Below are 13,924 nucleotides of genomic sequence, written 5' to 3'. Positions count from 1 at the left end.
GTTCGTGGTGTTCGGTTACTGCAGGAGCCGGCTGGCCGGCGAAGGGGCCCTTGGGGCGTGTGTCGCCGGGCGGGCGTCTTCGCTGGCCAGCCAGCTTCTACAGGGCGCTGGCGGTATCCAGGCTGGGTGTGTGCTCCGGTAGTTCGTGGCGCAAGGGCAGGCCTTCCATGTCGCCACGGCTCTGCACCGCGCGGCTGCCGATCCAGTTGGCCCGCTGCACCGCTTCGAGAATGCCGCGGCTTTCCAGCAGGGCGCTGATCAGGCCCACGGCAAAGCCGTCGCCGGCGCCTACGGTGTCCACCACCTGGGCCACCGGCACGCCGTTGACGAAACCGGCATCCAGCTGGGTGCGGTAGTAGGCGCCGTGGGCGCCGAGCTTGATCACCACGGCTTCGGCGCCCTGGTCCAGGTAGAAGGCGGCGATGTCCGCCGGGTCGTCGCGGCCGGTGAGCAGGCGGCCTTCGGCGAGCCCCGGCAGTACCCAATGGGCCAGCGCCGCCAGGCGGTTGATCTCGCGGATCATCAGCGCCTCGCTGGGCCACAGGGCGGGGCGCAGGTTGGGGTCGAACGACACGCTGTGCCCGGCGCTGCGCTGGGTGTGCATCAGGTGGCCGGACAGCTCCCGGGCCGAGTCCGAGAGCGCCGGGGGAATGCCGGTGGCGTGCAAGTGCCGGGCCCGCAGCAGGGCCGGGTCGAGGTCGCCGATGGCCAGGTGGCTGGCCGCCGAACCGCGGCGGAAATACTCGACCCGCGGGTCGTCGCCGTCGTCTTCCCGGGACTTGAGCTGAAAGCCGGTGGGATGGATCGGGTCGCAGCGCACGAAACGGCAGTCCAGGCCTTCGGCGCGCAAGGTGTCGAGTACGAAGCGCCCCAGGGAGTCGTTGCCTACCCGGCTCAGCCAGGCCACCTTGAAGCCCAGGCGTGCCAGGCCGATGGCCACGTTGCTGTCGGCCCCGGCGATGCGCTTGTGGAAGTGCTGGACCTGGGCCAGGTCGCCGCCGTGTTCGGCAACGAACATCGCCATGGTTTCGCCGAACGAGAGGATATCGATATCAGGCATCTGCATGCTCCAGGCGCGATTGGCCAAGGTGGGCCAGCAGGCTGACCTGCTCGGTGGTCACTTGCAGCAGGTCGGTGCCTTGCAAGGGGTATTCCACGGCCCGGGTAATACCTTGAGTCATGTGCCGCAGCAGTTGTTCCCATTGATGCAGCTCCGGGGCGCCGGGCGGTATGGCCACTCGCTTGCCGTCGACCCGCAGGCGCACCGCCTTGCAGTGCACGTAGGCCACGTGCCGGCCCAGCAGGCGCGCGGCGTTGAGCGCCGATTGCTCCTGCCATTGCCAGTTGCCGATGTCGAAGGTCATGCGCAGCGGCAGGTTCAGCGCCTCTACCGCAGTGAAAAAACGCTGGAACGGCTCGATGCGCCCGCCGTGGGCGGTCTGGTCGTTTTCCACCAGCAGGGCCAGGGGCTGGCGAAACAGCAGGCTGGCCAGGCTGCGCAGGTCGTGGTGTTCGCGAAAGTGCCCGAGGGACACCTTGAGCCGCTTGGCGCCGAACTCCCGGGCCCGTTGCAGGGTGGCGCTCAATTGCGGGTTGGGCTCGCTGCGCTCGGCCTGCCACAACTCCAGGGGCGAGGAAAACACGCTTTCCAGGCCGTGCTCCGCCGCGCTGCGGGCCAGCTCGGCGGGCTGCTCATGGGTCAGCAGTTCTTCGCGCCATTCGATGCAGGACGCGCCGGCGGCGGCCACCAGGGGAATGAAATGCGCCTGACCCTGTGCGCGCACAAGGTCTGCGCCGTAGCTGGACAAACTGATGGAGACGGGGGATTGCTGCATGTTCCTGACCTCTGAAACCGGTTTCATTTTTGTTCGAGAAAAAAGTGGTGGGCTTTGCCCCCACTGTTACAACCGAGTGGAGCCGCGCACGATCAGCTGCGCCGGAAAATCCACCACCCGCGCCGGGGCATCGTCGCCCCGCAGGCGCTTGAGCAGGCATTCGAAGGCACTGGTGCCTATGGCTTGGGTGGGCTGGGCCAGGGCCGTGATGCCATTGCCCACCAGGGGGTACCAGTCCAGGTCGTCGAGGGCGATCAGGCCCACGCCTTCGAACAGCGGGCACTCCAGCTCACGCAGGGCGCGGGTGGCGGCCAGGGTCGCCACGCCGTTGGCGCAGAACAGTGCCTTGGGCCCTGGGCCGGGGGCGGCAAGAAAGGTTTGCAACTGGCTGGTCAGGTGGCTGCCGGTTTCCAGCAGTTGGCCGCGCAAGGCCGGACGGCGCTCGATCTCGGCCTGGAAACTGGCGCTGCGCTCCAGCCGCGAGCTGGTTCCGTCATGGGGTTCGCTGACCAGCAGCAGGTCGCGATAACCCTGCTGTTGCAGGTGGTCGAGGGCGCTGCGCACCGCCGCCGGGTTGTCCAGGCCCACCAGGTCGGCCTGCAACTGCGAGAGCTTGCGGTCCACCAGGACCATGGGCATCTCTTCCTGCAATTGCTGCAACTGTTCCAGGTGGTGGCCCAGGGTGTTCACGATCAGGCCTTCGATGTTGTAGGCCCGCAGGTTGGCCAGGTGCCGGGCTTCCTGTTCGTCGTCGCGGTCGGTGTTGCACACCACCAGGCTGTAGCCGTGCTGGCGGCAGGCGGTTTCCACGCCATGCATCACGGCAATCGAATAGGGGTTGCGGATATCGGCCACCAGCATGCCGATCAGGCGTGTGCGCCCGCGCTTGAGGCCGCGGGCCATCTGGTTCGGGCGGTAGCCCAGTTCGCTGATGGCTTGATCGATGCGCAGGGCAATGGCATCGGAGAGCAGGGCCCGGTCCTCGCCGATAAAGCGCGACACGCTGGCCTTGGAGACCCCGGCGCGGCGGGCGACATCGAGCATGGTGACGCGGCTGCGCTGGGCGGCAGAAAACTGATTCACGGGCGACGACCTTGTTTTTGGAGTTATGGGTTCCAGTTGCGCTGAAACCGGTTTCAGGAAACCGCAAAAGCGCTTCGGCCGTCAATAGTGCAGAGGCAGGAAATAGCCCCAGGGCAGGTCGGTGGCTGACCAACGGTCGCGTTCAGGGGCGGCCCAGGTGCTGTTCCAGGTAGGCCAGCAGGGCGCTGTAAAGGGCGTCCACTTCAGGGGCCAGGCCCCTGGCGCGCAGGCAGCCGTGCACCAGCCCCAGGCCCGGGTACAGCTGGCTTTGCCCTCCGGCCGCGAGCAAGTGTTGGTGATAACGCTCGCCGTCATCGCGCAGCGGGTCGAACTGTGCCAGGGCGATAAAGGCCGCGGGCAGGCCGGCGAACTGTTGCGCCAGCAGCGGCCGGGCATAGGCCGAGCGGTGCTGCGGGCCGGGCAGGTACAGGGCCTGGAAGCAGTCCAGGTCGCTGCTGCTGAGCAAGGGCGCGTCGGCGCACTCGCTGCGCGAGGGCAGGTTGGCGCCACCACCCAGGCCGGGGTAGACCAGCACCTGGGCCGCCGGCCCGGGTTCGCCGGCATCGCGCAGGGCCAGGCACAACGCCGCCGTCAGGTTGCCGCCGGCGCTGTCGCCCATCAGCACCCGGCGCTGCGGGTCCAGTGGCAGGGGCAGCAGCCCTTGCTCCAGGGCCCGCCAGACCCCCAGGCAATCGTCGAAGGCGGCGGGGAACGGGTGCTCGGGGGCCAGCCGGTAGTCCACGGCGATCACCAGTATTCCCAGCTCGCTGGCCAAGCGGGCGGTGATGAACTCGTGGGAGTCCAGGCCCCCCAGCACCCAGCCGCCGCCATGCAGGTACAACAGCCAGGGCCAGCCCGAAGGCGCAGCGGGGCGCTCGGGGTGATACAGGCGCAGCGGCACCCCGGCCAGTTGCAGCTCCTGTACCGCCAGCCCGGCCGGGCGAGGCGGGGTGAAGGCCCGGCACATGCGCTCGTAGCTGTCGCGCAGGCCCTGGAAGCTGCTGTCGGCGCTGGTGTAGCTCAGGGTTCGCTGGACAAAGGCCGCCAGCTCGGCAGAAAGCGGGTAATGGTTCATGGACAGTCCTGGAGTGTGGTAGCCGGCTTGCCGGCGAAGAGGCCCGTGAGACCGCCTTCGCCGGCAAGCCGGCTCCTGCAGAGGGTGGTTACAGGCTCGCCTTGACCGCTGCCACGCCATCGCGGCCGTCGAAGGTGGTCACCCCCGCCAGCCAGCGCTGCAGGTCCTCAGGATGCTCGCGCAACCATTGCCGGGCCACCTCCTGGGGCGACTGGCGCTGCATGATGGGCACCATCAGCTGGCTTTCCTGGGCTGCGGTGAAGTTCAGGTTCTTCAGCAGCCGATCGACGTTGGGGCAGCGCTCGGCATAGTCCGGGGCGGTCACCGTGGACACCGTGGCCGCGCCTTCGTTGGGCCCGTACACGTCCTCGCTGCCGGTGAGGTAGGTGATGGCCAGGTTGATGTTCATCGGGTGCGGGGTCCAGCCGACGAACACCACGAACTCCTTGCGGTTGATCGCCCGCTGCACCGCCGCCAGCATCCCGGCCTCGCCGGACTCGATCAGCTTGAAGCCCTTGAGGCCGAAATGGTCGGTGTCGATCATGGTCTTGATCGTGGTATTGGCGCCGCTGCCGGGTTCGATGCCATAGATCTTGCCCCCCAGTTGCTCCTTGAAGCGGGCGATGTCGGCGAAGGTCTTCAGGCCCGCTTGCGCCACGTAGTCCGGCACCGCCAGGGTCGCCTGGGCATCGGCCAGGCTGGGTTGGGCCATGACCCTGACCTGGCCGGCGGCCAGGAAGGGCGCGATGTTCTGGTCCATGGCCGGTTTCCAGTAGCCAAGGAAGATGTCCAGGCGCCGGTCGCGAATGCCGGCGAAGATGATCTGCTGCACCGCGCTGGTCTGCTTGCTGTCGTAGCCCAGGCCGGCGAGCAGCACGTCGGCCATGGCGCTGGTGGCAATCACGTCGGTCCAGTTGACCACGCCCATGCGCACGGTCTTGCAGGCGGCGGGCTCGGCGGCCCAGGTCGGGGCACTCAGCAGGGCGCTGGCGCAACAGGCCAGGAAACAACGCTTGAACGGTGTTTTCATCGGAGGCTCTCGTGGGGCAGTGGTTTTTGTTCGGGGCGGCGTCTTGTTGCGCCGTGTGGGCCACCCTACAGCGCCCCGGTGCCGAGCCAAAGGCACTGGAGCGACCGCCCGTTGCACTGTGGCGACCTCAGGCCCACAGGCTCATCCAGGTGGATGCCAGCAACAGCAGGGCCATGCCCCGATTGAATGCCTGCAGCGCCTGGGGCGAGCGCAGCCAGCGCGCCGAACCGGCCCCCAGCAGTGCCCAGGCGCCCAGGCACGGCAGGGCGATCAGGAAAAACACCAGGGACAGCCACAGCGCCCGCCACTGTCGGTCGGCCTCGGTACCGGCGAACACGCTGACCACCGCCAGGGCCATCATCCAGGTCTTGGGGTTCACCAGCTGCAACGCGGCGGCGCCGGCCAGCCCCAGGCGGCGCGGTTGCCCGGTACTGGCATCCAGGGCGCTGGCCGGGGCCTGCCAGATCTGCCAGGCCAGGTAGCTGAGCCACAGCAGCCCCAGCCACTGCATGGCCTGCTGCACCTTGGGCCTGCCGGCGAGCCAGTCGCCCAGGCCGGCGCCCACCAGCAGCACGATCCCGGCCGCGGCCAGCGCCGCGCCGAGGATGATCGGCGGCGCCGCCCGCAGGCCATGGCGGGCGCTGTTGTTCAGCACCAGGATATTGGTCGGCCCCGGGGTGATGGACGCGACGAAGGCAAACAGCACAAAGGGCAGCAGGGTCGAGAGAGACAGGGGCATGGCAGGCAACTCCGGGAAGTGATCGGCAGTTGATCCTGGCCCAGGTGCTTTCAGGCGTCTGGAAGCTTTGTGCAGCGCTTGCGATACAGCGCCGGGCTCAGCCCGTAGGCACGCATGAACCAGCGCCCCAGGTGGCTCTGGTCGGCAAAGCCCAGGGCCGTGGCGACCTCGGCCGGCGCCGCGCCGCCGGCCAGCAGGCGGCGTGCCCGGCTCAGGCGCAGTTGCACCAGGTAGGCATGGGGTGGCAGGCCGAAGGCAGCCTTGAAGGCGCGGCTGAGGCGAAAGCGGTCGACCCCGCAGGCCTGGCTCAGGGCTTCCAGGCTCAGGTCCTGGGCCAGGTGTGCATGCAGGTAGTCCCGGGCCCGTTGCGCCACCAGCGGCAGGCGCGGGTCCTGGGCGTAGCGCCGGCGCCAGTGCAAGTGCCCGGTCAGTTGTTCCAGCAACTGGTCCAGGGCGCTCTGGCGGACGATGCGCAACTCGCCATGGTGCAGGCTGTGAAAGGCCGCGCTGGTGGCCCGGGCCAGGCGCGGATCGCTGGCCAGGGTGCTGCCGAATGCCAGTTGGGCATTGGCCGGTGCCTCGGCGAACAGCGCCCCCAGTTCGCGCTCCAGCCACTGCGGGTCGAGGTACAGCATGCGGTAGGTAAAGCCGCCCTCGGTGGGGGCTTCGCCGTCGTGGATTTCCCCCGGTTCCAGCAGGAACACCTTGCCCGGCGTGCTCTGGTGCCGGGCCCGGCGGCAGTTGAACTGCTGCACCCCTTGCTCGGTGACGCCCACCAGGTAGCTGTCGTGCCAGTGCGGGTCATAGGCGTGGCCGGTGAAATGGGCCCGCAGGGTCTCGATGCCGGTGTCGGCATCCTGGGCCAGGTCGATCCAGTTGGGCGTGGTCATGGGGCGGTCCGTGGGGCGTGGCGGCAACCCTGGCAGTTAACGCCGGTGCCAGGGCTGGGGTCTAGAAGTTTTGTGCAGCCTCAACTGAACAGCCCAGCGGCGATATTGATCGAGAAACCGAGGATCGCGGTGTTGAACAGAAAGCCGATCAGCGACTGGGCGAGGACGATCTTGCGCAGCTCGCGGGTGGCCACGCCGACGTCCGAGGTTTGCACCGCGACGCCAATGGTGAAGGAGAAATACAGGAAGTCCCAGTAGTCCGGGTTGGTCGGGCCTTCGGCGAAGCGCAGCGCCGGTTCCTTGCCGTCCCAGGTGTAGTACAGGCGCGCGTAGTGCAGGCTGAAGATCACCCCCACCAGCAGCCACGAGCCGATCACCGTCAGCCCGGTGAAGCCGTAGTGGACCAGGCGCTGGGCGCTGTCCAGGTCCTTGCTGCCCACCAGCTCCAGGGTGATCGCCACCAGGCTGGCGATGGCCGCCACACAGACGATCAACAGCACCAGGCCGGCGTTCTCATCCTCGGCTTCGGCGATGCGCCTGACCTCATCGGCCCGGGCCCGAACGGTGAGCCAGAACATCAGCGCCAGGTAGGTCCAGACGGCGGCGTTCCAGCCGATCAGGATCTTGCTGGTCAGGGTATGGGCAGGAGCGAGCAGACCAATGGCGCAGCCGATCAGGACGCCGATGGTCAAGCGGGGGTGGGTGCGGATGACGACGGACATGGTGGTTTGCAACTTCAGGAAATGGGGGTGGAACCTTAGCATGAGAGGGTGTGGGGATTTTACCGGGGGGTGGGTGGAGTACATATCCGCTCTGTTTTTCAGGGTATGCATGGCCAGAAAGACGCCTGCGAGTCTTTGATCCAGCCAGCGGCGCCGCCAGTTCCGCGATGAATTGCGCCACGGGCCGCTAGGAGAACGGGATGCCCAGGAGGAAATTGCCGCTGGCCGGCTGGTGCAGGTGCTGGACCCACCCTGGTCGGTGCGCTTCGTCTGAGTAAACCCCAGCCAGCCCCTTGCGCTGGGCCCAGTTTTTGCCTCGGGCGGTACCTGTGACACGGGGCCGCGCTGCGGTCAGAACGCTTTTGAGACAGTTCCTAGATTTATTCGCTGGCTCTTTTGTTATGGTCTGGCGCCGATTTTTTTGCGCGGCATCAGTAGAAGGTCAGGCCTGGCACCCGTGTCGTCAGGCCAAACCATTCAGCCCTGCTGCGCAAGCCTCGTCCCTGAAAGGATTGGACGTGACCCGGCTGGACGACGTGAACGACTGTCTTTCAGACCATCAAGGAGCAAATGCACAATGAATGACGCCGTTCGGATGAGGACCATTTGCACCGGTGAAGCGATCACCCTGCCGGGCGGTGGCGACGTCCACCTGATCGCGCCGCCCCCCAAGCCCTGCGTGACCATCGTTGTGCACGGCGTCAACGACCTTGCCGGTTGCTACGAGCGCATCGAGCGCGGCCTGTGCCAGGGGCTCAATGAACGCCTGGACATGTCGCCGACCCTGCCCAATGGCGTGAGCAATCCCGGCTGGCTGCGCCCGGCCAGCTACAGCTTGCCCGAGGACGATGATGGCAAGGCCAGCAACCCCGACGCGGTGTATTACCGGCGCAAATTCGGCGTCTCGGCCCACGGCGCCGACAGCCGCAGCGTGGTCATTCCGTTTTATTGGGGCTTTCGCGAGGAAGAGCAGCACATCATCAAGGATGCGCCCCACGGCGAGTGGATGGATCGCAACAGAAACCGCCTGGACAAGGCGGGCACCAAGGAAGGCGGACAATTCGCCAATGCCACCACCAACCTTCCGGACATGTGGGGCAAAGGCTTCAACGGTTATCCATTCGGCATCGTCCCGCTCAACTTGATCGGCGGTACGCGAACCCACCCGCTGTTTGCTGCCGCGGGGCGGCGCTACATGGTGCTGGCGGCGATGCGCCTGGCGATGCTGATCAAGATCATCCGCAAGCGCTACCCGAACGACACAGTGAATGTGGTGGGCCACAGCCAGGGCACCTTGCTCGGGTTGTTGGCCCATGCCTTTCTCAAGGATCAGGACGAGCGACCGGCTGATGGCTTCATCATGCTCAACTCGCCCTACAGCCTGTTCCAGCCCAATACTGAAAAGACCCAGAAGTGGCTCGAACAACAAACCACTCCGGCGCGTATTGCCACCCTCAAGGGCATTCTCCAGTTCATTGCCCAGAGACCGAACCCGGCTCCTGCGCTGTCCAGCGTCGCGCTGAAAAACTGCCAGGGGTATGGCGCCATTGGCGGGCCGGGCTGGAGCGGCGGTCCTGCGTCGCACACCACAATCGATGGTCAGCGCGTCTCATTCAATGAACGTGACAATCGTGGCTGCAGCTACCTTTACTTCACTCCTCAGGACCAGACCGTGGGCCTGGGCAACGTCCAGGGTATCGGTTGGCAGGGCGTCGGCGACACCGTGGATGGCCTGCCGGCGCGAACGCAACTGCCGCTGAGTTTTCATCAGCGGATCTTCACCTTGCGCAAGCGCAACAACGAAAAGGAAGCCATCGGCAAACAGGTTCCCCCCTACATCTACCCACTGCTGCTTGAGGGGGAGGCGACCTGGGAGGACACCGGTTTAGGGCTTCTGGACCGCAGTGCAAGGGCCAATCTCAAACCGGGGGCAGGGGTGATGTTGACGGCTCCACAATTGCCCATACCGGCAGAAACCGATTTCGCCACTGATGGCGTCATGACTGCGCCTGGTGAGGACTCGGACAGTGGCGTGTACCAGATAATGGACACACTGGACCCCATCGATGCCGCTATTGGCCTGAGCAATGACAAGTCGCTGCGTATCAAGTCGGCCTGGCGCCCGAAGGACACGCAATACGCACGTCAGGAGACGATGGAGGAGGCCATTGCCTTCAAGCATGGCCGTGATGCCGCGAGCGTTAAAAAGGCCCGCGACGAGATCTACGAGGTGTCCCAGCACGCTCACGTGTTTGCGGCACGGGCCATGGGTGATGGCCTGGTCCTGGTGACGCGCGGAGAGACGCCCTACGAGGCTCGGTTGCGCCTGCAAAGGGAGGCGTATCAAGAGCCGCAGTCGTTTCACTCGGGGATTCCAAATAACCCGGAGCACAGTCGACGGGTCCTGGCCTATGACGTGGCGATTGGAGCAGGGGAGAGCGTGGATGATGTGACGTTCTATGCGTATTTGTGTCGGGTGGCGGATTGGCGGTTGGATTGGAAGCGGACTGATGAGGTCATAACCGGTCAAGATGATCAGGCTCCTGATCAACCAGATGAAGCGGTTGAAACGTTTTATCTAGAAGAGCAAGCCACTAACCGAACATTAATCGATGCCACGATTGAATATCGAACTACAGGGACGCTACCTGGTTTGGGCGGGGACACTATGCCCTCTTTAGTAGGGGCCCAGACATGGGGCGAAGAAAAACTTGGCAAACCCATCTGCTTTGGGGGTAAAGCCTGATGCGCAGCCTATTCCAGTGTTTATTGATTGCCAGCTTGCTGGTGGTCAGTCATCAGTCTGAAGCGGACGAAATCTCATTGATAACAGTTCGCTGTTTTGCCAGCCCTTCTACGGCCGTTACTGCCAATATCCCTGTTGAGGAGGCGGCTTCAATGCCCACCAATACTCGTTACCGCGCCCCAACCATGTCGCCTCGCCTTGAAACCCTGGATGTGCTCAGCATTGGCGTGAGTCTGGATGTTTTTCGCCAGGGAGATATCTGGAAAACTTTGCAAGAGCAGAATGCGAGAGAGCCGGAGGCTTTGCATGTCGGCAGTATCCTGCCCATGGACCCGAAGAAATACCCGGTGACTGCCGATGATAAAAATATGGCTTATACAAAACGCAAAGCCGATGCATTGGAACTGGGATTACGCAATTTTTTAGAAAAGTGGCCAATTCCCACTATTACGGTTGTCCGTGGTTGGAGTCCTCAAACACCGAACCTGCGGTTCAGGCCTGAAAGAACCCAAGTAATGCTCACCAGTATGGTGAATAGTTACCGGACAGACTCGGGCTTACATTGGCATCGCATCCGGAATGTTCAGGATGGAATTGTCTGCAACGACACTCCTGAAGCATTGGTAGAAAACCTGTTCCGACTCTTCGAGCACAACCCTGATCTTCCTGCTGTTCTGGTTTATAGCGTTGAAGGCATCAATATGGCTGGTGCTCTATCAAGCAAGGACATTTCCTTAAAATCGCTTGGGGCTGTCGCGGGCCCACGCCAGCCAGACAAGTTAACCGACGCCATGGTCGCCCTGGTCGTCGGCCGCCCCGAACGTGTCGAATGGCTGCGCTATTACGCCCCTTTCACCAAGGTCAACAAGAACAAGATCGATCCCGAATTCACCGGTTGGGGCTGGCGTAAACCCACTGTTGAATTCCAACCTTCAGAGTTCATCCCGCAACCCTGGACCGAACGCGCCTTTGAACAGTGGGACGCCTTGCCGGTGCTGGCCAGGGTCCACCGTCCGGTCAGTGTTTCCCTGCAACGCCCGGACAACGGCGAGCGTCTCAAACGTGAGGCCTTGACCACACAACTGGCTGCTGGTTGGAAAAAAGCCACTGATGCCGTTACGCCCGCACCAGCCCGGGTGTTCTATGACGGCGGCCTGAACAGCACGCCACTGGCCGAGTTGCTTCCTGCGCTGACGGCTGCCCGCAGTTCCCTGGATCTGCTCGATTCCCGCGAGGGTTACGACCTGACCCAGCGTTTGGGCGATACCGGCGCAGCCTCGCCGTTCGTGGGTATCGCGCTGGCGACCATGGCCAGCTACCAGAATGCCGATACCAGTGTGGTCATGCCTTTGCGCCGTAAGGATCAGGCAACGATCATCACCATCACTTCACCGACACCCGGAAAGAAGCCGCTCGACAACAGGTTCGGCGTCAATCTGATGCCGCAAACTGCCAGCACAGACACTACGCAACCCGCGCCCGCAAGCAAACCGGTAGCCCCTTCTTTGGCGAAGTTCGAGAATGACGATTACGCAATCGAAGAGTTCCTGGCCAGCCTGAAACCCAAGGGCGACTGGATGGATGATTTGTAAGCTTCGGCCCCAGCAGGCCATCCAACCGAGCGAGAAATGCCTTGCCCTGGCTCCGGTAATGCGCCATGAGCGCTGTGGGATAGCACTCGGCGTACTTGTAGCGATTGAGGTGCGCTTTGGACACCTGGTCATTCTCGGCAATCAGCGCCGCGATCTGCGCCTGGCTCCCGGGCCTGCCCCAATCACGGAATGGCGAACGTGCACCCGCATCCCCGGCCGGCCTCGAACTCAGGACGCCGGGGCAGGCTGCTATCAGAACTGGTAAGTAAAGGCTGTCTGAATGCCGGTCACATCATTGCCACCTGGCTGCTGTGCCCAGAACACGCCCGTATGCACGGCGCTGTGTTCGTTCAGGGCATAGTTCAATCCCGTGCCCGCCCCCAGGCGAGCGTTGTGCTGTTTTCCGGCCTGGTAGGTGTAGCGCCCCAGGTACTCCATTTGGGCTTGAAAGGCATCGCGCTTGTTGCGCAGGTCCTGGGTCAGCTCCAGGTTGGCACTGAGTTCCAACTGCCGGGTGAGCTTTTTGGCGCCCCGCACACCGAGGTTCAGGCTGGTGGTCGTGCGGCCCATTTTCGCGTAGCTGGCCGCCAACACCGCGCCGTTGTTTTCACGATAGCCCTGGCGGCTGACTTGAGTCTGGCTGAGGCCCAGATACGGCGTCAGGGTCATTGCATTGAGCATCACACCGTAGGCGCCTTCGATGCTCAAGGACTTGCCGCGCAGGCTCGAACGCCCTTGGCCGGCCTCGGTGTAAGCCAGTTGTTCGCGTGTGATGTCGACCTTGGAAGACACATAGGCTGCGGCCACACGGCCCTGCCAACCCAGCCCGTGACCTGTTTCGTCAACGGCGGCGAAGAGGGCGACCGCCGGTGCTGCCGACCCTGCCTTGGCGTAGTTGTCCGGCAATTGCCGATCGAGGTCCTGATCCAGGGTGACGCCAAGGCGCAGATGCTCGGTGGGACGAACCCCGAGGGTCAGGCTCATGCGGGTCTGCCTGGCCACGCTGTCGCGGCTGTAGCTTGGGCCCACACCGATACAGAACGAGCCACTGTCGATCTGGCATTCCTGGCTCATCAATCGAGCCAGTTGTTCGCTGCGTAAATCGAGCATCCCCCAGGCCCGATTGGCGTTCCTGGCCATGGCGGTGCGGGTGTTGTCCAGGTCGACAAGGTGGGAACCTGTTTCGGTGATTTTCCATAGCGCGGCGTGGGTGGCACCTTCACCCGTAAGGCTGACGCCCACGACAACATTGCCGTCAGCGGAGACGCCGGTCGCCGCTGACATTTCACCGCCCAGGGTGCCCAGGTCGACCATGCCGCTGGCATCGGTGTGCCGGAATGCATGGGGATCGCCAGCGGCGGTCGCGGCTGTACCCACGACGACGCTACCGTCTGCGGAAGTGCCATAAGCGAAGGAATCGCCACCCCAGGAGTCCAGGCCGACCATGCCGGCGGTGTCAGTGTGTTTGAACGCTTGAGTGCCGCCTGTGGCTGTCTGGGCCATTCCCACGATAACGCGGCCGTCGGCGGAGATGCCGGACGCCTGTGAGGTCTGGCCTCCCAGGGTGCCCAGATCGATCATGCCGCTCGCCTCGGTGTGCTTGAAAGCGTGTTGCAGGCCTGTGCTGGCATCGATAGTCGCGTCTCCCACGACGATGCTGCCGTCCGCGGACACGGCGGTGGCATGGGAGTAGCCGTCGTTGCCCGCATCCAGGGTGCCCAGATCGATCATGCCCATCGCATCGGTGTGCTTGAACGCACGATAGTCGCCATTGGTTGTAGTCGAATCGCCTACGACGACGGAGCCGTCAGCGGACACGCCCGTGGCCTGGGAGGTAAGTCCTCCCAAGGTGCCCAGGTCGATCATGCCGGTGGCGTCGGTGTGCTTGAAGGCGTGGGCGTTGTTACTGGAGACGCCGGCGAACCCCACGACCACCTTGCCATCAGCGGAGGCGGCCTTGGCATAGGATTGAACGCCACCCAGTGTGCCCAGATTGACCATGCCGGTCGCATCGCTGTACTTGAACGCAAATTGATTGCCGTTCGCGAACGCAGTGCCGACGATGAAATGGCCGTCAGCCGATACGCCATAGGCTACCGATCCATCAGCGCCCAAAGAACTCAGGTCGATAGTAGTGTCGGCACAGGACTGTGCTGAATAAAACAGTCCATAGATCAGTGTTAGTGCGGCTGTTGCAAAAGGTGATTTCAAT

11 protein-coding genes and 1 pseudogene are annotated in these 13,924 nt (G+C 64.1%); 2 read left to right on the top strand and 10 right to left on the bottom strand.

The window, feature by feature from the left end; genetic code table 11:
- Positions 1–97: 97 nt before the first annotated feature.
- The 8 genes from KCG88_RS06895 to KCG88_RS06860 all read right to left on the bottom strand — a co-directional run bounded on the left by KCG88_RS06895 (position 98) and on the right by KCG88_RS06860 (position 7,374).
- Complete coding sequence (locus KCG88_RS06895) at positions 98–1,060, bottom strand: sugar kinase (RefSeq protein ID WP_210712081.1); 963 nt, start codon at positions 1,058–1,060, stop codon at positions 98–100.
- On the bottom strand, positions 1,053–1,835 hold the full coding sequence (locus KCG88_RS06890; RefSeq protein WP_210712080.1) for a TIM barrel protein: 783 nt from the start codon (positions 1,833–1,835) through the stop codon (positions 1,053–1,055). Before KCG88_RS06890 ends, KCG88_RS06895 begins: the two co-directional genes overlap by 8 nt.
- A 66-nt stretch (positions 1,836–1,901) precedes the next feature.
- Complete coding sequence (locus KCG88_RS06885) at positions 1,902–2,918, bottom strand: LacI family DNA-binding transcriptional regulator (protein ID WP_348984526.1); 1,017 nt, start codon at positions 2,916–2,918, stop codon at positions 1,902–1,904.
- A gap of 142 nt (positions 2,919–3,060) precedes the next feature.
- Entirely contained in the window at positions 3,061–3,993 is a 933-nt protein-coding gene (locus KCG88_RS06880) for an alpha/beta hydrolase (protein ID WP_210712078.1), read from the bottom strand.
- 88 nt (positions 3,994–4,081) lie between these two features.
- The gene (locus tag KCG88_RS06875) at positions 4,082–5,023 is read right to left on the bottom strand and encodes a choline ABC transporter substrate-binding protein (protein ID WP_210712076.1); all 942 of its coding nucleotides are present in this window, start codon (positions 5,021–5,023) and stop codon (positions 4,082–4,084) included.
- 127 nt (positions 5,024–5,150) lie between these two features.
- On the bottom strand, positions 5,151–5,762 hold the full coding sequence (locus KCG88_RS06870; protein ID WP_047286267.1) for a LysE family translocator: 612 nt from the start codon (positions 5,760–5,762) through the stop codon (positions 5,151–5,153).
- Between the two features lie 50 nt (positions 5,763–5,812).
- Positions 5,813–6,652, bottom strand: coding sequence for an AraC family transcriptional regulator (locus KCG88_RS06865; RefSeq protein ID WP_015635414.1), 840 nt, complete (start codon positions 6,650–6,652; stop codon positions 5,813–5,815).
- 80 nt (positions 6,653–6,732) lie between these two features.
- On the bottom strand, positions 6,733–7,374 hold the full coding sequence (locus KCG88_RS06860) for a DUF1345 domain-containing protein (protein ID WP_210712075.1): 642 nt from the start codon (positions 7,372–7,374) through the stop codon (positions 6,733–6,735).
- A 577-nt stretch (positions 7,375–7,951) separates the two neighbouring features.
- Between KCG88_RS06860 and KCG88_RS06855 the strand changes: the two genes are divergently transcribed.
- Both KCG88_RS06855 and KCG88_RS06850 read left to right on the top strand, forming a co-directional pair.
- Positions 7,952–10,120, top strand: coding sequence for a DUF3274 domain-containing protein (locus tag KCG88_RS06855; RefSeq protein ID WP_210712073.1), 2,169 nt, complete (start codon positions 7,952–7,954; stop codon positions 10,118–10,120).
- Positions 10,120–11,712 (top strand): DUF2875 family protein, encoded by a 1,593-nt coding sequence (locus tag KCG88_RS06850; protein ID WP_210712072.1) that lies wholly within the window; start codon positions 10,120–10,122, stop codon positions 11,710–11,712. Before KCG88_RS06855 ends, KCG88_RS06850 begins: the two co-directional genes overlap by 1 nt.
- Before the next feature lie 10 nt (positions 11,713–11,722).
- On the opposite strand, the pseudogene KCG88_RS30910 reads toward KCG88_RS06850, so the two are convergent.
- Both KCG88_RS30910 and KCG88_RS06845 read right to left on the bottom strand, forming a co-directional pair.
- Positions 11,723–11,884: pseudogene (locus tag KCG88_RS30910) on the bottom strand (glutathione S-transferase); the annotation flags it as partial.
- An 80-nt stretch (positions 11,885–11,964) separates the two neighbouring features.
- Entirely contained in the window at positions 11,965–13,923 is a 1,959-nt protein-coding gene (locus KCG88_RS06845) for an HAF repeat-containing protein (RefSeq protein WP_246882564.1), read from the bottom strand.
- Between the last annotated feature and the right edge of the window lies 1 nt (position 13,924).

The organism is Pseudomonas sp. MWU349, assembly GCF_017947325.1.
Lineage (GTDB): Bacteria > Pseudomonadota > Gammaproteobacteria > Pseudomonadales > Pseudomonadaceae > Aquipseudomonas > Aquipseudomonas protegens.
Note: the sequence above shows the minus strand (reverse complement) of the source record. Positions and strands in the feature narration are given on the sequence as shown.